General features: G+C 45.6%; 10 protein-coding genes. 7 read left to right on the forward strand and 3 right to left on the reverse strand.

Translation table 11 applies throughout. The features are described from left to right. The first annotated feature begins 34 nt into the window (after positions 1–34). Genes K7X70_RS18770 through K7X70_RS18780 form a run of 3 tightly spaced genes read left to right on the forward strand, consistent with a single transcriptional unit; the run spans position 35 to position 2456 of the window. On the forward strand, positions 35–625 hold the full coding sequence (locus tag K7X70_RS18770) for a porin family protein (protein ID WP_222538519.1): 591 nt from the start codon (positions 35–37) through the stop codon (positions 623–625). A gap of 27 nt (positions 626–652) precedes the next feature. After that, a complete protein-coding gene (locus K7X70_RS18775) occupies positions 653–1726 on the forward strand; it encodes a sensor histidine kinase (protein ID WP_222538520.1) in 1074 nt (357 codons plus the stop codon). Continuing rightward, positions 1713–2456, forward strand: a complete 744-nt coding sequence (locus K7X70_RS18780; RefSeq protein WP_222538521.1) for a LytR/AlgR family response regulator transcription factor — start codon at positions 1713–1715, stop codon at positions 2454–2456. Before K7X70_RS18775 ends, K7X70_RS18780 begins: the two co-directional genes overlap by 14 nt. On the opposite strand, the gene K7X70_RS18785 is transcribed toward K7X70_RS18780, so the two are convergent. Continuing rightward, positions 2453–3379, reverse strand: a complete 927-nt coding sequence (locus K7X70_RS18785; RefSeq protein ID WP_222538522.1) for a DUF6268 family outer membrane beta-barrel protein — start codon at positions 3377–3379, stop codon at positions 2453–2455. The two genes, K7X70_RS18780 and K7X70_RS18785, sit on opposite strands and share 4 nt — an antisense overlap. A 221-nt stretch (positions 3380–3600) precedes the next feature. Here K7X70_RS18785 and K7X70_RS18790 point away from each other — a divergent pair, with 221 nt between their 5' ends. The 4 genes from K7X70_RS18790 (at position 3601) to K7X70_RS18805 (ending at position 6232) form a co-directional block, all read left to right on the forward strand. Continuing rightward, the gene (locus K7X70_RS18790) at positions 3601–4401 is read left to right on the forward strand and encodes a PAS domain-containing protein (RefSeq protein WP_222538523.1); all 801 of its coding nucleotides are present in this window, start codon (positions 3601–3603) and stop codon (positions 4399–4401) included. A gap of 45 nt (positions 4402–4446) precedes the next feature. Next, on the forward strand, positions 4447–4929 hold the full coding sequence (locus K7X70_RS18795) for a GNAT family N-acetyltransferase (protein ID WP_222538524.1): 483 nt from the start codon (positions 4447–4449) through the stop codon (positions 4927–4929). A 287-nt stretch (positions 4930–5216) separates the two neighbouring features. Continuing rightward, complete coding sequence (locus K7X70_RS18800) at positions 5217–5429, forward strand: hypothetical protein (protein ID WP_222538525.1); 213 nt, start codon at positions 5217–5219, stop codon at positions 5427–5429. 104 nt (positions 5430–5533) lie between these two features. Beyond that, complete coding sequence (locus K7X70_RS18805; RefSeq protein WP_222538526.1) at positions 5534–6232, forward strand: Crp/Fnr family transcriptional regulator; 699 nt, start codon at positions 5534–5536, stop codon at positions 6230–6232. A gap of 5 nt (positions 6233–6237) precedes the next feature. Here the strand turns inward: K7X70_RS18805 and K7X70_RS18810 are convergent, their stop codons facing one another. Then, positions 6238–6480 (reverse strand): helix-turn-helix domain-containing protein, encoded by a 243-nt coding sequence (locus K7X70_RS18810; protein WP_222538527.1) that lies wholly within the window; start codon positions 6478–6480, stop codon positions 6238–6240. Positions 6481–6639: 159 nt separating this feature from the next. Then, the gene (locus K7X70_RS18815; RefSeq protein WP_222538528.1) at positions 6640–21477 is read right to left on the reverse strand and encodes a fibrobacter succinogenes major paralogous domain-containing protein; all 14838 of its coding nucleotides are present in this window, start codon (positions 21475–21477) and stop codon (positions 6640–6642) included. Positions 21478–21482: the final 5 nt, after the last annotated feature.

Raw genomic sequence — 21482 nt, forward strand, 5'->3', positions numbered from 1 at the left:
GGTCCTTCCCCATCAAATCTTAATTATCATTCAAATGAAAAAACATTTTCTATTGCCTGCCATTGCTTTAATGATGCTGGCGAACACGGCAAAATCTCAGGACAGCAGCCCAATTCATGTAGGCTTAAAAGCAGGTGCCAATTACAACAAACTTTCTCTTTCGGCCCCAAATGTATCCGGAAAATATGCCACCGGTTTTTCTGCGGGTGCTTTAACCAGAATTGACTTAGGTTCTGCTTATGTACAGGGAGAATTATTGTACAGCAAGAAATCAGGTAAACTGGAAGGAAGCGCGGTAAACGATCAGAAAGCGAAATGGTCAACGCTAGACGTTCCGGTATTGCTGGGCTATAAAATCCTGAATACGGAGCAAATGAACCTGAGGATTTTTGGCGGAGCCGTATATAGTTATACCTTAAATGAAAAAACTTCGGTGTTCAAACAGCTCAATCCTGCATTCAAAGCATTCAGCAAATCGAATATTGGTTACCAGGCTGGTGCGGGAATTGATTTAGGAAAGCTTACTTTTGACCTGCGTTATGAAGGCGCTTTAAAGGACATCGATAAAACATTCGGATCGCGTCCTCAGTCCTTCCAGGCAAGTGTTGGGTTCTTGATTTTTTAATCCGGCTCTTTATTTATCATCTTCGTAATGAAAAAATTCCACCTAAATAAACCACTTGTTTTCATCTCTGGCTTTTGGATCTTACTGGGTTTTACCCTTTGGTCTCAATTGAAAAGGGATTACCCGCTGCTCAATACTTTTGGCACCGCAGCATTAATGGTTTTATGTTCAGCCGTGATTGCGCATACGTTAAGTAACGTATTACTCCCTATCGCACTGAAAAAAGGCAAAATGACCTTGTTTGTAATTCAAACACTGGTTGCAACTACCATTTTAACCGCAGCAATTGCGGGGGTATTTTATGGCACGTACTGGTTGGCCATCCATGGCTCACCGTATGACAATGCCTCACAGTTAGCGCAGAACATTGATTATTTTGTGGTATTCATCAGAACGATCCCTTCTGCTTTGCTGATCATTGGCTCGACCTGTGGTTTTCAATTTTATCGGGAACATTACCAGATGGCTCAAAAACATACCCTTTTACAGCAGGCGCATCTGGAAGCACAGCTAAGAATCCTGCAGGACCAGATCAATCCACACCTCATGTTCAATGTGCTGAATCACCTGCATATTCTGATGAAGAAAGATGTGGACCTTGCCGCGACCTTACTGGTCAAATTTTCAGACATCCTAAGGTACCAGTTGTATGAATGTAACCGGGAAACCATCCCATTGGAAAAAGAAGTGACTTATTTAAAAAACCTGGTCTCCGTCGAAAAGATCCGATGGGGGGAAGAACTGCAGGTAAATTGTATATGGAATATTGCGAATGGAAAGCGGGACATTGTCCCGCTTTTACTCGTTCCATTTGTAGAGAATGCTTTTAAACATGTTTCCCGTTTACCATCAGAAAAAGGATTCGTCAGGCTGTCCCTACAACAGGAGGAGGAACTCCTCACCTTTACCATTGAGAATTCCAATTCCCCGAAGCCTGCTAGAAAAAGCGAAAGCAGTGGTCTTGGCCTGGAAAATGTGCAGAAACGTTTAGAGATTCTTTATCCGAAGCAGCACGACTTACAGATTACACGAAGCAACATCCTTTTTAAAGTTGTTTTAACTATCCATTTAGATCAAAAAGCAAATTATGTCGGTTATTAAGCCCAACTCAGACTTAGTCTTACAATGTCTCGTAGTAGACGACGAACCTATTGCCCGGGCAGGAATTATAGATTTCATTGATCAGGTAGACTTCCTGCAGGTTGCAGGTTCCTGCGGAACCGCAATGGAGGCTTCTGATTTTATCCATAAAAATCAGGTAGACCTATTGTTTCTTGACATCAACATGCCTTATTTATCAGGCATGGAGTTACTCGAATCCATGGAAAATCCTCCTTTAACTATTTTTACGACGGCTTATTCTGAGCACGCGCTGGAGGGCTATCGCCTGCAGGTGGTAGATTACCTGCTCAAACCCATTACTTTTCAGCGCTTCCATCAGGCGGCGACAAAAGCCCGGCAGATGCATGAATTACAGCGACTGCAAAAGCAGCCCGCAGCGATGGATCCTTATTTATTTGTGCGTCAGAAAGACAGCTTTAAAAAAATCCAGTGGGCTGATATCTTATATGTAGAAGGAATGCAGAACTATGCCAGGTTAAAGTTTGCAGATCAGGAACTGATCATTCATCAAACCTTGGTATCCTTAGAAGAGATATTGCCCGGCGATCATTTTTTCAGGATCCATAAATCTTATCTGGTCAATATCTCTAAAATTGATTTGGTGTCGGGAGGAAGGATTTTTATTGGCGAGCATGAACTGCCTATTTCCCGACACCGGAGGGAGGATTTGTTAAAAGAAGTCGTTTATAATAAACTCATCAGTCGTTAGCGCTTCCCGAAATTCCATTTGAGGCCTACGGCACCATAAGCTGTGGTCTCAAAATGCGGTGGATTTTCATCCTTTTCCTTAAAGAAGTCTTTTAACTTCCTGCTGGTAAACTCCATTGAGCGATATAGTGAAGCACCTGCGGTGAGCTGCAGGGTCAGGGATTTATTCAACTTAAACTCTGGTTGAAATCCAGAAATCACTTGCAGGTACGACAGCAGTGCTTTGTCTTGCCTGCCCACATCCGCCGTCATCGAGCTCACTTCGGCTACAGCTTTCAGCTTGATTGCCGGACTGGCTTTGAAAGCCAATTCTACCTTTTCCGGGAAGTTCAGCATCACCTGGAACTTGCCGTTGGTTTTCCAGTTTAAAAAGATCGCTGGCAATACCATAGGGACGCCAAAGGTATTGGATACTACCGGTCCGACCCCCAGGGCCAGATTAGGGTTAAACTGCTTGATGAAAATTACCCCGCCCATCAGCAGCACATCTTGAGAAGAGATCCCCCTCAGGTCAGTATACACGCCCGCTGAAGCCATGAACAACATATTCCAACTCTTACTCAATGGCCTCAGGTGCATCAAACCGACACTCGCATTCAACAGCTCATCAGGAAATAGCTGCTCCGGGTAATCCTGATTTTTAATTTTTGCATAAGAACCGCCCAGGGTGACTGCCCAAACCTTTGGCCTGCCCAGGGAATCCATTTTTACAGATAAGGGAATGCTGATGCCGCCTTCTATCCTTCTCATGTCGCTTTTCGCTGTAGTATACTCCTCCGTTTTCACATCAGTTTTTTTTGGGATATACCTGGACATAGGGATGTATTCGGCTTTCAGCCTGAAGCCAGACAATTCCGTCTGGGCCTTACTTTCCAGGCTGATCAAGGCCAAAAATAGAACTAAGCCGTAATTAAGAAATTTCATAGTGTTTTTCTGTGTCAATGAATAAATATATTTTTCGGCGAATAACGTCAGGATTCCTGCCCAGGAGAAATATTATTGACCAGTGGTAATTCCATGTTGACAAGCGGCTTAACTTTGGTTTATTAAATAAGATTATTATAAATTTAACCCGAGTTTCATTTTTTTAATACATTTGCAGCTGAGTGGGTTACCCTAATTTATTCTAAAGCAACATCAGCAGTTTGAAGACAAGAAACTATAGAATTCCTATCATTTATATCGTAGTTGGTGTTTTATGGATTACAGGGAGCGATTACCTTTTAAATTCCCTGACTGCCGAACTCAGTCCTAAGCTAACCTGGTATACCTCTTCCATAAAAGGAATTGTTTATATTCTGGCTACTGCATTTCTCCTATACTACCTGATTGAGAAAGAAAGGGAAAGGATTGCCGCGATAGACAATAAAAGGATGGCAGAGATTGTCGATAAGATGAATAACCTGATCATCATGTCTGATACTTCCGGAAAAATTACCTGGGTGAACCGGGCATTTGTCAACATTACCGGTTATACCATGCAGGAAGCCTTGGGAAAAACACATTCCAACCTTTTATACGGCCCGAAAACCAATGCGGAAGTGGTCAGAAAACTGACCATGGCGATCGCTAATAAAGAGTTTTTCAGCGGGGAGCTGGTCAATTATACGAAAGATGGAAAAGCGTATTGGTCACAGTTTAACCTCTCTCCTATGTTCAATATAGATGGCGGACTGGAGGGCTACATTTCAGTAGAGAATAACATTGACGACAGCAAGCACCGGGAAGACCTGATTGTGCAGCAGCACCGAAAATTAAAGGCGGTTTCCTGGTTTAATTCACATGAAATCCGAAAGCCTGTGGCCTCTATTTTGGCCTTATCAGAATTGCTGATGGAGGAGAAAAATGCGATAGAACAACAGGAACTGATAAAATACCTCCGACAAAGCGCTGTCAACCTGGATCTTATCATTCATCAGATCAATGAGGCGGCAGCAGTAAAATAATTTATGTACCTTTGATCCCAGCATCAAACCAACAATTTCCTTAAAATGATCCGGCAGTTTAAACCATCAGATCTTAACCCGATGAGGGAGATCTACAATCACTATGTGGAAAATACACTAATTACTTTTGACGAAGTAGCATTGAATGAGCAAGAATTTGCGGATAAATTGAATCCGGTGATCCACAAATATCCATGCTTCGTGTATGAGAAAGAAGGACAAGTTTTAGGCTTCAGTTATGCTACGGAGTGGAAAGAAAATCCTGCCTATCGTTTTACGGTAAGCACTGCTATTTACCTGGATCCGGAAGCCATAGACCAGGGAACTGGTACTGCACTTTACAAGAAATTGATGGAGGAGTTAAGGGAAATGAAAACTCATTCTATCGTTGCCGGGATTTTGATGCCCAATGAAAAGAGTACCAGAATGCACGAACGACTAGGCTTCAGCAAAGTCGCCCACCTGAGCCAGATCGGCTATAAATTCAATAAATGGGTAGATGTCAGTTATTGGCAAATAATACTATAATTATATATTTTATAATAATAAAGTGACAATTGTCGCAAAAAAATGTGACAATTGTCCAAATTATTAACCCCTTTTTGCTCTAACTTGTTCGTAAGAATAAGGGAGATGCCGGGTACCCTAAAACGTCCGGCAAAGGGGATCGCCGAAAACCTTGCAAAGAGTAGGTATAAAATAAATTTATAACGCTCCAGAACAAAAGCAAACATGAAACAATTGGGATTTTAACACGGTGGGTTCTGCCCACTGTGTTATTAATAACTGGAGCTCGTAAATAAGCCCTTTTATTTATGACATGGTACGCCTTCACTGGGACAGATTGCCTGAATCCCAGCCATTATCGCCTAAAAAGAAAAACTCCTTCTTGTACTGGCAGCAAGAACCTCTGCGCCATATTTACTTCTGGAGATACCTATCCTGAAATTGATTACGATGTAGTCTGTCATATTGTGCTCGCTTTGAGCAGTAAAACCAGCAATGAAAAGGTGTTTTTGAAAAATTAACGAGAATAAAGAGTAGTTTTTTATAGTAAAAAATTATTCTATTGTGTTATTGTTTTATTTTAAAGTATATTTAGCTTGATGTCATCAAATTAAAATAAATCTTAATGAATAAACATGCGCTCAATTTCAATGAAATGATGTATGGTAAAATATCATTTCCAAGGATCGATTTAATTGGTGTTGATTCCCTTTTAAAACAGATAGAAGTTCCACCTGGCAGACAGGAGCTGAGAAAAAAGATCGGTTCCCTATGTCCGATCAGTGATGAAACTTTTTTGTTGTTCAACTGTGGTTTCCAATCTATCTTTTTAGCACCACAGGAAGTGTTCTACAGTGCAACGCAAATTCCCAATAAGATTCTCTTTGTCCAAAAGGGACTGTTAAGAGGTTATTATAAAGGGGAAAAGCGAGAGGTGACCACCTGGTTTGCGGCACAGAATGAGTTCATCATTCCCAACAATTTCTTTTCTCAGGAACCTGGCCAGGAATATATACAGTGTATGGAAAGCTGCAGTCTGCTCAGTCTTGATTACCCAACCTGCTTAAAGATGCTGCTGGCTTCGAATGATATCGCCAAAATATTCCTGAAGTTAATGGAGGAGAAACAACAGCAAACGAACGCCAGGGAAAGGATATTGAGGATTCCAAATGCAGAGCATCGGTTCCAGCGTTTAACCAAAGAGATGCCAGGCCTTCAGCAAAATGTAAAAGACGACATTCTCGCTTCTTACCTGGGTATGACGCGAAGACATTTAGAAAGAATAAAAGTACAGCGTTTTAAAAAGCCAAGAACTGAGTCCTGATAGTGCTAAATATTTTCAGCACTATCAGATTTTTTTTCAGCATTGCCAGAGTTCTCAGCAGGTAGGATGTCTTGAATAGAAATCCCCAGTATCTCCGCGATTTGATAAAGTCGACTTACCGTCAGACTTGTCAGGCCTCTTTCCAACTTAGAATAGGAGTTTTGAGAAAGGTTAAGCCTTTCGGCCATGTATTCCTGAGTATAGCCTTTGATGACTCTCTGGATCCTTAAAGCATTTCCAAATTGCATATTTTTTTGATCTTGATTAAATCTAACAAGAATTCGTACAATCCATGCTTCAACCTGGAGATATTCTGCCTTTAAAGCCAAAAACGAGTGTTTTTCGCTTTATAAAAAGTATAAACCGCAGAAAAAAAAAGTAGAAAGCGCAACACCAATTCCAACTGCTTATTTCAGACAGCGTACTGGCAAGGCCTCTGCTTTGTTGTTATCCGAGGTACTGAATGCACCATTTTGATAGAGCATTTTAGCAGTAGTAGCCGTGCTGCTGGTTGCCGACCAATAATACAAGTTATACCGTGTGGTAAAGTTACCGTTGCTACCAACTGTTCCCGCAGGATGGAGTTTTAGTATAGAATTGTAACCTTCTACTCTGGTATTCCACATCTGTGGGATACCGATTGTAGTTTTCATTTCCGTAAAAGTAGGCAGTCTCCAGCCTGTGCCCAGTAACAACGCACAAGGGTCCTGTGCAGGTGTCCAATCACTGCCTTCAGAGATCGTGTTCGTCCATGGCGCAGCTGGCGTACGCGTTGTCCCATCATGTTTATAGCCCTGTTTACGGTTAAACTGCCAATACCAGCCTGCTGAGGCTTCCGAATCATCAGTTTCAGAGATGGCCTGGCGATCGGAACCCAGATTCTGGGTAATCCAGCATCTTGGCTCGGTAGTCAGACTTGTGCTCACTGTGCCATAAGTAACTGTTTTATCTACGGGGGCACCATTGAGTCCGGCCAAATGAACTGCAGTTACCGGGTTACAGATTTTAAAACTGCTGACCTGCGCACTGAAACCTGTTCCATTATTATTGGTGGCATAAGCACGCACATAGATCACCTGTCCTTCTGCAAGATCGGTTAATGTGGCATTAAAATCTCCTATCGCATTTCCGCTAACCGGCAGCACCTGGTCGTTCAGATCTGGCTTGGCGTTACTGGTACTCCATACCAATCCCCTTGCAGTAATGGCAGCTCCCCCATTGGAAACGACTGTTGCAGAAACTGCAGCTGAACTTGATTTCATTCCGGAAATCGGAACATTTGCTGAGGTCAGTACTGGAACAGTTGATTCTACCACATCACGTAAACAGCGTATAGATTTACCGAATGACCTGGCGTTTTCTGAACCTGCGCCAGTGGTTACATCACTCCTATTGGCCCCAATCTGCAAAGCCATCGCATAGGCAGGATTAGAAGGATAAGAAATCTGTGTACTGCTCCAGTAATGTCCGGAAACTCCACGAGTAGTGCCTTTTAGGCCTGTCGTCACATCCAAAACTCCGGCATTGTGTAATCTTAATGCAGATTGGTAAGCATCCTGATCTTTCAACCAGTTTTGTGGCGGAGCATCTGCGGCCGTCCATTCTGCAGCAGTAGGCATGCGCCATCCACCGCCCAGCAATAACCGGCATGGGTCGTTGGCAGGAAGCCAGTCTGTAGTTCCGGTCAGCGCTTTCGGCCATTGAGCCCAAACAGGTGACACCGGAATACGTTCCGTATCATTCTGCTCATATCCTTGTGCCATATTGAACTGCCAATACCAGCCCGCAGCTTCTGGCGTCACATCATTGTGCGCAGTTGCTTGTTGTGTAGCGCCCAGATTCTGGGCTAACCAGCAGCGTGAATCTCCGGTCAGGTTGCTGCTCACTACCTGATACGTAATCGTTTTATCTACTGGTGCACCATTAAAGCCAGCTCTATGGATCACGGTAACCGGGTTACAGATTTTAAAGCTGCTCACGTCAGGGCTATACGCCACTCCTACACTGCTTTGTGCAAAGGCCCTTACATAGTAGGTGGCTTCTTCCGTTAGTCCAGTCATTGCGGCTGTAAAATCACCAGTTCCGCTTCCGCTGGTCAGGGATTGATCTGCAATAGTTGGGATTTTATTCGTTGTGCTCCATACGATCCCGCGGGTAGTTACCGCAGATGTTCCTACAGCACTCACCGTGGCACTGGTACCTGCCGCATCAGCAGTCATACCTGAAACCGGTACGGTTACATTGCTCACTGAAGGTAGGGTTGCTGTGATTTCATCACGAATACAGCGGACCGGCAAGGCCTCTGATTTATTGTTATCAAAGGTACTAAATGACCCGTTTTGGTAGATGATCTTTCCAGTTGTCGCAGCATTACTTGTCCCTGACCAGTAATAAAGGGTGGTACGGTTCGTAAAAAGACCATTGATATTGAAAGATCCAGCAGCATGCAGTTTCAAGACAGAGTAATAAGCATCAGATCTGGGGCCCCAGGCTTTTGGTACAGTCATCACTGTTTTCAATTCTGTGAAAGTAGGTATTCTCCATCCTGAACCGAGCAGCTGTACACAAGGGTCCTGCGCGGAAGTCCAGTCGCCCGCTTCGCTGATGGCTGTATTCCATATCGTCCAGGCATTCGAAGGTACGCGTGTAGTCCCATCATATTTATACCCTTGTTTACGGTTAAACTGCCAGTACCATCCTGCTGCAGCTTCGGCATCATCAGTTTCAGAAATGGCCGGGCGATCGGCACCCAGATTCTGGGTAATCCAGCAGCGCGGCGCACCAGATATTGAAGTGCTGACTGTATTATAAGTTACGTTTTTATCTACCGCTGCGCCATTCAGTCCGGCCACATGGATCGCCGTAACCGGGTTACAGATTTTAAAACTGGTGACCTCCGTACTGAAAGCTGTTCCCTTACTATTGGTGGCATAAGCACGTACATAATAAGTGGGACTTTCTACAAGACCGGTGATTGTGGTATTAAAATCTCCGGTCGTATTTCCGCTAACCGGCAATACATTGTCATTCAGATCAGGTGTCATATTAGTGGTACTCCATACCAATCCCCTTGCAGTAATGGCAGATCCTCCGTTGGCTACCACCGTAGCGGAAGCCGCTGCTGAACTTGCTTTCATTCCGGAAACCGGAACGCTTGCTGAGGTGACTACTGGAACAGTTGATTCTAACGCATCGCGTAAACAGCGTATAGATTTACCCAATGACCTGGCATTTTCTGAACTCGATGACGTGTTCACATCACTCCTATTGGCCCCAATCTGCAGGGCTATTGCATAGACAGGGTTAGAAATCTGAGTGCTGCTCCAGTAGTGTCCTGAAACTCCACGAGTAGTGCCCTTAAATCCTGTATTCACATCCAAAACTCCGGCATTGTGTAATTTTAATGCAGACTGGTAAGCATCCTGATCTTTCAGCCAGTTTTGTGGCGGAGCATCTGCAGCCGTCCATTCTGCAGCAGTAGGCATGCGCCATCCACCGCCCAGCAATAACCGGCATGGGTCGTTGGCAGGGAGCCAGTCTGTAGTTCCGGTCAGCGCTTTCGGCCATGGTGCCCAGGTTGGTGAAACCGGAATACGTTCCGTATCATTCTGCTCATATCCTTGTACCGTATTGAACTGCCAGTACCAGCCTGCAGCTTCTGGCGTCACATCATTGTGGGCAGTTGCTTGTTGTGTAGCGCCCAGATTCTGGGCTAACCAGCAGCGTGAATCTCCGGTCAGGTTGCTGCTCACTACCTGATACGTAATCGTTTTATCTACTGGTGCACCATTAAAGCCAGCTCTATGGATCACGGTAACCGGGTTACAGATTTTAAAGCTGCTCACGTCAGGGCTATACGCCACTCCTACACTGCTTTGTGCAAAGGCCCTTACATAGTAGGTGGCTTCTTCCGTTAGTCCAGTCATTGCGGCTGTAAAATCACCAGTTCCGCTTCCGCTGGTCAGGGATTGATCTGCAATAGTTGGGATTTTGTTCGTTGTGCTCCATACGATCCCGCGGGTAGTTACCGCAGCCGTTCCTGCAGCACTCACCGTGGCACTGGTACCTGCCGCATCAGCAGTCATACCTGAAACCGGTACGGTTACATTGCTCACTGAAGGTAGGGTTGCTGTGATTTCATCACGAATACAGCGAACCGGCAAGGCCTCTGATTTATTGTTATCAAAGGTACTAAATGACCCGTTTTGGTAGATGATCTTTCCAGTTGTCGCAGCATTACTTGTCCCTGACCAGTAATATAGGGTGGTACGGTTCGTAAAAAGACCATTGATATTGAAAGATCCAGCAGCATGCAGTTTCAAGACAGAGTGATAAGCATCAGATCTGGGGCCCCAGGCTTTTGGTACAGTCATCACTGTTTTCAATTCTGTGAAAGTAGGTATTCTCCATCCTGAACCGAGCAGCTGTACACAAGGGTCCTGCGCGGAAGTCCAGTCGCCCGCTTCGCTGATGGCTGTATTCCATATCGTCCAGGCATTCGAAGGTACGCGTGTAGTCCCATCATATTTATACCCTTGTTTACGGTTAAACTGCCAGTACCATCCTGCTGCAGCTTCGGCATCATCAGTTTCAGAAATGGCCGGGCGATCGGCACCCAGATTCTGGGTAATCCAGCAGCGCGGCGCACCAGATATTGAAGTGCTGACTGTATTATAAGTTACGTTTTTATCTACCGCTGCGCCATTCAGTCCGGCCACATGGATCGCCGTTATCGGGTTACAAATTTTAAATCCGGTGGCTTCCGGGCTATAACCAGTACCATATACATTGGTTGCATAAGCGCGTACATAAATGGTAGGTCCTTCGGAAAGGCCATTTAAAGTACTGATAAAAGTTTCCAGGTTTGCTGATGCAGGTACTTTATTGTCTGTCAATTCTGGCTTTATATTCGTGGTACTCCATACAAAACCACGTGCAGTTACCAGAGATCCACCGTCTGAGGTGATTTGTGCTGTCGCCTCTGCGGATGCCTCTTTCATACCTGAGACTGGTACTGTTACCAGCCCTAACCTTGGTTTCATTAATGTAATCGTATCTCTGATACAACGAACAGAGAATGCATAATTTTTATTCAGGTTCATCACCTGAGGTGTTCCGCCTGTTACCATTAATCGACCCATATCCCCTGCAGACATATTGCTGCTCCAGAAATACCCATTTGTACCTTGATACTGGATCGCTGCTCCCAGGGTATAACCTGAACTGATCAGTTTCAATGGAGAATTGTAAGTATCTGTTACGGTATTCCAGTTTTGAGGCGGCCCATCAGCATTGGTCCATTCTGTTGCGGTTGGCAAGCGCCATCCGCCACCCAGCAACAGGTCACAAGGGTCATTCTCCGGAAGCCAATCATTGTTTTCATTAATGGTAGAATTCCATGGTTTAACGATATTATCCGGTGTTCTTACTGTTCCTTCAATTTTATATCCCTGACTGCGGTTAAACTGCCAGAACCAACCTGTAGCAGGTTCTGCATAATCATTAATAGTGGTCGGCTGACGATCCGCACCCAGATTTTGTGTAGTCCAGCAGCGTGGTGCACCAGACATCGAAGAACTTATCGTTCCGTAAGTTACCGTTTTAGTCACCGGAGCCCCGTTTAATCCAGCAGTATGTGTCACTGTAAACGGGTTACAGATTTTAAAGCTCGTCGTCTCCACACTGTAACTGGTACCGTTTGCATTGGTAGCAAAGGCACGCACATAAATGGTTGGTCCTTCCGTAAGGCTTGTCAATGTGGCTGTAAAAGTTTGCAGGTTCGATCCGGCTACGGTATTGTCTTTCAATTCAGGTACTGTGTTTTTTGTACTCCATACGAAACCACGTGCAAGAACTGGCATGCCTGCATCTGAAATCAGCTTCGCACTAACATCTGCTGAATTCACCTTCATTCCTGAAACAGGAGCGATCACATTGCCTACCCTTGGTTTCGCCAGCACAATTGAATCTCTTAAACAACGTACAGAGAAAGCATAAGATTTTGCCATATCCATTACCGAAGCAGTGGAACTGCTGATCATGGCTTTAGCCGTATTCGTAGCCTGCGCGGTACTGCTCCAGAAATAACCATAATTACCCTGATACTGCATATTTGAGCCATTGGTTAAACCTGTTGCATTAAGTTTCAATACAGAATTGTAGGTATCCTGAATGGTATTCCAATTTTGAGGCGGGCCATCGGCATTGATCCATTCTGTTCCTGTTGGCAAACGCCATCCGCCACCCAGTAAAACATCACATGGATCATTCTCCGGCAGCCAGTCGCTCTTTTCATCAATGGTTGCAATCCATGGTGCAGCTGCATTATTTGGCGTCCTTACACTTCCATCCTGTTTAAAGCCCTGGCTGCGGTTAAACTGCCAGAACCAGCCTGTAGCAGGTTCCGTGTAATCTGTAACACTGGTGATCTGACGATCTGCACCAAGATTCTGTGCAATCCAGCATTGTGCGGTACCTGTAATATCTGTACTTACCGTCGTATAATCCACCGTTTTAGAAACCGGAGCACCATTCGAACCTGCGGTATGGGTCATGGTAAAAGGCTTACAGAATTTAAACCTATTCACTTCATCGCTGTAGCTGATCCCCACACTAGTGATGACGTAAGCACGTGCATAATAGGTTGGGTTTTCCAGCAGCTGATCTAAAATACCAGTAAGGTCAGGACCCTGGTTAGATCCGGCAATGATCTTTTGATCTGTGATCGTTGGTATTTTTGAGGTACTGCTCCATACCAAACCTTGTTCGATCACTTCTGCACCACCATAACTCAATACCTGAGCAGATAAATGAACTGCAGATGCTGTTGTTTTATCAATTTTAACTTTGGTGACCGAAGGCAAGGTCAGTGCTGTTTTTAGACTGTCCAGCGGGCCATAACCAGTGCCTAAGGTGTTGGTCGCATAAGCTCTGAAGTAATACACCGTACCCGGTAATAAACCAGTCAGCTTGCTCACAAACACCCCTGTCCCTGCCCCATCCACAGTTTTGGTAGTTAAAGCAATGGTTGGGTTATTTGTGGTACTCCAAACCAGTCCGCGAGCGGTGGCTTTCATACCACCTTCATTGATCACTTCCCCTCCTGCAGTTGCCGCAGCAGCGGTGATTTCTGTAGCCGGACTGGTTTTCAGCGAGGGCACATTCATGGTGGTTAAACTGTCCAGATTGCCATAAGCAGTTCCCATATCATTGGTCGCATAGGCGCGGATATAATATTTAGTTCCTCTGGTTAAACCGGTGATGGAAACATTGAAGCCCAGCATTCCCGATCCGCCAGATACTTTTGTTTCCAGCGCAATGGTTGGATCTTTTTCTTTACTCCAAACTACCCCTCTGCCGGTCACTGTAAGATTCCCTGCATAGGTAACCGTACCACCGGTAGCAGCCGTAGTTTCCGTAATGGCAGATGCTGCGGTAGTGCTGACTAATGGGAGTGCTGGTGTGTTTAATACCGTTGGTGTGGCGCTAAATGCAGTACCAATTCCATTGGTCACATAGGCCCAGAAATTATATTTTACGCCTGGACTCAGGCCTTTGATGTTTCCACTAAATGTCCCTTCTGTCCCTAAAGAAAGAACGCTATCTGGATTTAATGGCAATACTGGTGTTTTTGCAGCAGTACTCCAATAGAAACCGCGGTCGGTGATGCCACCACCACCTGTATTGGTAATCGTTGCCGCTCCATCTACACTGGTTAACTGTGCTTTTGTTAAGGTCACAACCGATACTACCGGCATTTCTGCCAGTGTTGTAAAGCTATATTCTTCACCATAAGCCAGCCCTTGCGCATTGTTTGCAAATGCCCTATAGTAGTATTTCGTCGATAAGGTTAAGCCCCTTATTTCACCAGTAAATATTCCTGCAGCAGTTCCGACCACCAGTCTGGCACTATTTTCATAAGTAGGATTCGGTGTGGTACTCCAGCAGATTCCATTGTTACTTAGCGGTAAACCACCTTTATCCAATACATCACCACCGCCAATTGCCGAAGTACTCTTGATCGAAGTCATCAATGTGGTGGTTACGATAGGAATATCTACGGTCGTTAAACTGTCGAGGTGACCATATCCTGTTCCTATAGCATTGGTAGCATAGGCACGAACATAATATAACGTTCTTTTCTCCAGGCCAGTTAATGCACTTACGAAGGCAGCAGATCCTGTACCGTCTGCTGTTTTAGTCGGTAAATCTATGGTTAGCTCCTTTGTTGTACCCCATATCGTTCCTCTTGCCGTTACCACTGAACCACCGTCCATGAAAGCGCCTGCACCAGAACTGGCGCTGGTCTTAAGGATATTATACGGCTTGGTTGTGCTTAAAACAGGGATCGTTTTCGTGGTGGTCATAGTTGGCGCAGTACTTAAGCCGGTACCCATACTATTGCTGGCATAAGCCCAGATATAGTATTTTCCTCCACTGATTAACCCGTTCAACGTTCCTGCAAAAGCACCATTTACACCTGCAGAAATCAAACTGTCCGGGTTTAAAGGAAGCACCGGTATTTTCGATACCTTGCTGTAATAGAAACCGCGATCGGTAATTTCATCACCACCATTATTGGTTATTGTCCCGCTCAGGTCTACACTATTGCCCAATACATTGGACACGATGGCCATGCCTACAGCTGGCGGAATGGCCAGGCTAACAAAGCTCATTTCTTCGCCATAAGCGGTCCCTTTAGTGTTGGTCGCAAAGGCACGGATATAATATTTAGTCCCTGGTATTAATCCGGTTACAGGAATGGAGAAATCTCCTGTACCCCCAGTGGCATGGTTCAATCTTGTAGTTAAAGCCGTAGTTGGATTCGGGCTGGTACTCCAGCAGACGCCGCGCTGCGTTACAGGCATTCCACCATCGTCTATTACATTTCCTCCGGTAATTGCCTTGATGCTTTCGATCGCTGTTGGGCTGTTCGTTTGCAGGGTTGGCAACATCACCGGCTTGGTGGTAAAGGAAATCTGGCTGCCATAAGTGGTACCTACCGCATTGGTTGCATAAGCGCGGACATAATAAGTGGTCTCACCAGACAATCCGGTCAGGAAGGCTTCAAATTTGCCGATTCCTGTAGTTGTTTTATCAATTGTTTTCGCTCCTTTTTCCAGCGTAGGTTCACCGGTTGTATTCCAGGTTAGGCCTCTCACCAGAATTGGCGACCTGCCATCATCGGTAATGTCTCCACCACTGGTAGCGGTAGTTGCAATCACATTTGTAACCGCTGTAGTCACCGTCAAAGTAGGAAGCGCATCGGTCAGGAAGGTTCTTTCTACACCGTAAGCAGTTCCGATTTTATTCTGTGCATAGGCGCGGACATAGTATAAAGTATTCGGGATTAAACCGATCATGACCGCCGTATAGGTCTCCTGACCCGGACCATTTAAAGTTTTACTATCGTTGATGGTTGGGTTGCTTCTGATGCTCCATACCAGACCTTTCTGGGTCACATCGGCACCGCCATCACTGCTAATCAGTCCACCACTGCTGGCAGTATAGCCACCGAGTTCCGTCACCGCTGTGGTGCTCAGAATCGGAGCTGTTGGAAATAATGTAACGGTAACCTGGTTGCCATAGGCAGTACCAATACTGTTCTTTGCATAAGCACGGACAAAATAAGCGGTACTCAGTTTCAGGCCGGTCATTTCACTGCTGAATGTCCCCATTCCTATACCGTCGGCTGTTTTGTTGATCAACTCTGCATCCGGGTTAAAGCTACGGTCGGTACTCCACACTACCCCGCGTTCCGTTACCGGAGCACCGCCATCTTTAGTGATCAGACCACCGGTAGTAGCTGTTGATTTAGAAGCAGCAGTTGCGTAATTGGTACTTAAAGCTGGCAATATTGCAGAAGTGGTAAAAGTAACTTCATTTCCATAAGCTGTACCCTGACTGTTGACTGCATAAGCACGCAAATAATATAAAGTGATCGGTTCTAATCCAGTCAGGTTGCTTAGGAATGTATTTCCTGGACCAGTATCATTTCTGGTTTCATTTAGCGTACCTACCATAGGATTTGGTGTGGTACTCCACACAACTCCCTGGTTGTTTACCGTTGCTCCCCCATCAGAAATGATGGTACCACCACCGATCGCTGTGATTCCTGCAGAAGAAACGGTGACTTCTGAAGTGGTCAATTCAGGCACGATCAATGTGGTAAAGCTCAATTCATTTCCATAAGCTGTACCTACGCTATTGATCGTATATGCACGCATATAATAAGTAGTTCCAGCTTTTAAGCCTGGAATTGTGCTCAGGAAGCCTCCTTTTCCGAGCCCCGCCTGAACTGTTTTCTGATGGATCACCGTATCTGGTCTGAAGCCAGACTGGGTACTCCATACCATTCCTCTGGTAGTTGGTGCGGCGCCACCATCATCAAAAATATCTCCTCCGGAAGTCGCTGCTGATCCGGTGATCGCTACTGCCGCTCTGGTGGTTAGCTGGGCCAATACCGGTGGATCTGTGCTAAAATTCAGCAGGTTGGCGTAGGTTGTTCCGGCAACATTTGTCGCATAAGCCTGTACGTAATAAGTCGTATTCGCTTTTAAGTTTTTAAGTGGGCTTTCAAAGGCACCGACTCCACGCTCATTGCTGGTTCTGTTGACCGTGATCGTATCCGGATTAAATACCGGTACCGGACTATAAACCACACCACGCGCATATACATTAGATCCGCCTTCATCGGTAATGTCACCACCAGAAATGGCCGTAGTACTGCCCGTTCCTTTAGAAAAAGCAGTAGTCAATACCGGCAATTGAGGTGTCATGAAGTTAACCACATCGCCATAGGTAATTCCCGCGCTGTTGGTCACATAAGCGCGCACATAATAAATCGTATGCTGTTTTAAGCCGGTTATTTTGGTGGTAAAACTACCAGTAAAATAGCCAGTTTCTGAAGTTTTATTTAGGGCAATGGTATCCGGATTAAAGTTGGTATCTGTGCTCCAGACTACCCCTCTGGTGGTCACTAATGCTCCGCCATTGGTAAATATCGTTCCACCGGCATTGGCCGTAGTTGTAGAAGCGGCAACAGCTGGATTGGTTTTTAATGTAGCCGGAATTGGCGGCAAAGTGGTAAAGCTTTTTTCTTCGCCATAAGTGATGCCTACGGTATTCATCGCATAGGCCCTTACATAATAAGTCGTATTTCCTAGCAGACCGGCAATTGGAGAAACAAAGTTCCCCATACCTGCCCCATTTCCGAATTGCTGATCACTGATGGTTGGCAATTGATGGCTACTCCAGCATATACCGCTCGAAGTGACCGGGGTACCACCATTGCTGGTAATTGTTCCGCCGGAAGTAGCAGTCATACTGCTGATCGTGTTTGCGGCGATATCGCTGGTACTCAATTCCGGGAAACCGAAAGTGGTAAATTCTATTTCGTTAGCTGCATAAGCAGTACCGGCACTATTAGTGGCAAAAGCACGCACATAATATACAGTACCCGGTAATAAGTTATTCATGGTCATGGCGAAACTACCTGCACCAAATGAGTGGAGCGTTTTGGTATTCGGATCTGCCGGATCGAAGCCTTTCTGCGTACTCCAGACTAAACCACGTTCAGTGATGACTGCCCCGCCATTGCTTAAAATCGTTCCGCCACTGATGGCAGTTACTCCTTGCTCACCACTGGTCACCGTAGTGGTACTGATGGTAGCCAGCACTGGTGGCGCAGTTACAAATTGCTGCACATTACCATAGGCCGTACCTGCACTATTGATGGCATAAGCACGGACATAATAAGTGGTACTTCCGATCAGTTCGTTGATGCCCTGAACAAAATTACCAATTCCTGCCCCACCTGTGGTATGGGCGTCATCGGTAGTTGGCAAACCTGCGGTACTCCAGCAAAGTCCACTTTGTAATACTGGTGTTCCTCCATCTGTACTGATGTTACCCCCGCTGCTTGCTGTATTAGCGGTAATCGCGGTAACTGGTAAGGTGGTCAATGTTGCGGTAGTTGCTGTGGTAAAAGTCAGTTCATTTCCATAAACCACACCAACTTCATTGATGGCATAAGCACGTACATAGTACTTCGTTAATGGCAGTAAATCTATCATTCCTGCAGAGAAAATCCCTTTCCCTGTGCCGCTTACTTTATTGCCATCTGTGATTTCAGGATCACCTGTGGTGTTCCAGCAAATCCCTCTTGAGCTTACAAAGCTTCCACCATCGTTGATGATTTCTGCTCTTGCGGAGGCGGTTACCCCACCTATATTTTCGATATTCAGCGTGGTAATTGCTGGTAATACTGCCGGGGCAGTCATAAATGTTTCTTCATTTCCGTAAACGGTAGCCACGCCATTTCCTGCGTAAGCACGTGCGTAATATCTGGTACTGCCGGTTAGTCCGGTCAGGTAACTGCTAAATTGTGCTCCGGTTTCGCCATTGCTGACTACAGTTCCCCAGGTGCTTGGGTTTGGGCTGGTGCCATAAGCAACGCCACGGAAGGAAATCCCTGAACTTCCAGGGTTTAAAATCTGTCCACCACTACTGGCCGTAAAACTGCTAATTTGCGTCACCGGCAAGGTATTGATACTGATGTACAATGGGGTGATGAAACTCATTTCTCTGGTATACACTGTGCCTGCACTATTGGTTGCATAACCTTTGGCATAGTAAACTGTGCCTGGTAAAAGTCCTTCCAGCTGCACATTAAATCCACCCACATCTCCGGGCTCTATGGCTTCCTGCTGCAGGTAAGTGATTTTATCTGCGCTGTAGGCAATTCCTTTGGATAAGATTTTTCCACCGCCATTGTTTAGGATCGCTACCTGACCATGTGCCTGGGTATCTTTAACATTGGTAATGATTAGGTTTTGTGCAGCCAGTGTAGGGAGCTGAGGAGCTGGTGTTACAAAACTGAGCAGGTCGCCATATGCTTTTCCAAACTTATTTTCTGCATAAGCGCGGACGTAATACGTCGTATTTCCATATAGGTTCCCCAGGAAACTCTGGTAGGTTCCTGCACCAGGACCATCTTTGGTTTGCCCTGCTTCCAGGTCGTCCCCAGGATCACTGGTTTTACTCCAATATACCCCTTTGGCAATAATATCTGCATCGCCGTTGCTGGTAATGATACCACCACCGGTAGCGGTCATATTGGTAATCGCAATTACCGGCTGCGTGCTGACCTCCGGAATTCCTGGAATCAGGCTAAAAGTTTTATCGGCACCGTACGAAGTACCCACCACATTGGTGGCATAAGCCCGCACATGGTATACCGCATTCGGCTCAAGGCCAGTCATCGTACTGCTGAATACTCCCAGACCGCTGCCATTGCTGCTGCTGGAGCTGTTGCTCAGTGTGGGGTTCTCTAATAAATTCCAGACTACACCACGTGTAAGAATCGGTGCGTCGCCATCCTTCAATACTTCTCCACCACCTTTGGCCGTGTTGTTAAAGAAAGAACCTGCGGCAAGCGTACTTACCACTGGATAATCAGGTGTACGGAATACTTCTTCATTACCATAAGCTACACCTACTGCATTGATCGCATAAGCACGCACATAATAAGTAGTTGCAGGTACTAAATCCTTGATCAGACTGTTGTAACCTCCGCTGCCATCCCCAGAAAAAGACTGATCTGTTTTTGTAGGCAGGTCTATGGTTGGCTCAGGACTGCTGCTCCAGCAAATTCCCCTCAGGGTAATCTGAGCTCCACCATTGTGGCTGATCTGCCCCCCACTATAAGCAGAGATCCCGGTCAGGTTGTTTGGCTTAATGGTGGTGATCAGCGCCAGCGAATTGGTGATGAAACTGGTTTCACTTGTATAAGCTGTACCGGCACTATTGGTCGCATATCCTTTGGCAAAATAAGTAGTTCCGGGAGCCAGATTGGTTAGATTCCCAATGTAAACGCCAATATCTGTTGGGTTAATAGTTTCTGAAGTCCCATGAATCCAGGTGACGCGATCGGTACTCCAGGCAAAACCTCTTTCAGAAACCAGCGCTCCTCCATTGTTTAATATATTGACTTCGCCTTTGGCGGATTTATCAGTAATGTGGGTCACGTTGACTGTTGCCGAACTCAATGCTGGAGGCACTGGCGGCGGCGTGGTAAAACTCAGTAAATTACCATAGGCGATGCCCATCGTATTTACCGCATAAGCCCTCACATAATAAGTTGTATTTCCCAGTAAGCCCACTAATGAACTTGGGAAAACGCCTACTCCTGAACCATCGTTGGTCAGTATGGCGTCTTTATCTTCCAGCGGATCGCCTTTGATGCTCCAGCGAATACCGCGGGCCGAAACCGGGCTGCCGCCATCATCAGTAATGTCGCCGCCACTGATCGCATCAATACTGCTGATGTTGTTTAAATCTAAAGTAATGATCGTGGCCAGGTCGAAAAGCGTAGTAAAAATTTTGTCTTCCCCATACACAGTTCCCTGGCTATTGGTAGCATAAGCACGCACATGATAAGTCGTATTTTGAAGCAGACCGCTCAATGTATTGCTGAATGTGCCTAATCCAGCACCGCTCACATTATTAACTGTTTTTGTGTTTAAAGAAATGTCTGGATTAGGGCCGATACTCCAGCAAAAACCTCTTGTCGTCACGTCAGATCCTGCATTGCTGATCACTTCGCCATGCGCTAATGCGGTGGTTCCTTTAATATCGGTCACCTCCAGGGTCAACACTTCGGCCATGCACCTGATGTCCTGCCAGATCAGGCCATCAAAATAACGGAGTGTCCTGCTGGCTGCATTGAGGTAAAATGCACCGGTTTGTACGGAAAGGATGGCCGGATCTGTAGATAATACCGGGAGTTTAAAGGTCTGTGCTTCTGTTCCTGACATAAAGCCAGTACTTGGTGTGAAGATACTTCTGCTCAGGTCCTGGATTTTTACCCATACCGCACCGTCGTAAACCATGGCCGACTTCTGGATGGAAGAGAAATAGATCGTGCCTGGCGTGACACTTTTTACAGGGTCTTTAGCCAATACCGGCAAATAGGAAACCCCGTCTTTGACCATAAAATAATCCTCCGGACTCACCATCTGCATGGTATTCGTACACAGGGTTTCCCAGCTGCTGCCGTTATAGATTAAAGGTTTCGCCTGTACACTACTATAGATCAACATTCCTGTTTTAGGACTGCTGATGCTGTGCTGATCTACCACCGCTAATTGCGGGATACCATTCAGTACGCTAAAAGAACGCTGTGCAATAGCAGTATTCCCTAGAAACAGTAAAAATAGAAATACAGCGTACAGAATTCTTTTCAATGGTA

Source organism: Pedobacter polysacchareus, assembly GCF_019802255.1.
In the GTDB taxonomy this organism is placed as follows: Bacteria; Bacteroidota; Bacteroidia; order Sphingobacteriales; family Sphingobacteriaceae; genus Pedobacter; species Pedobacter polysacchareus.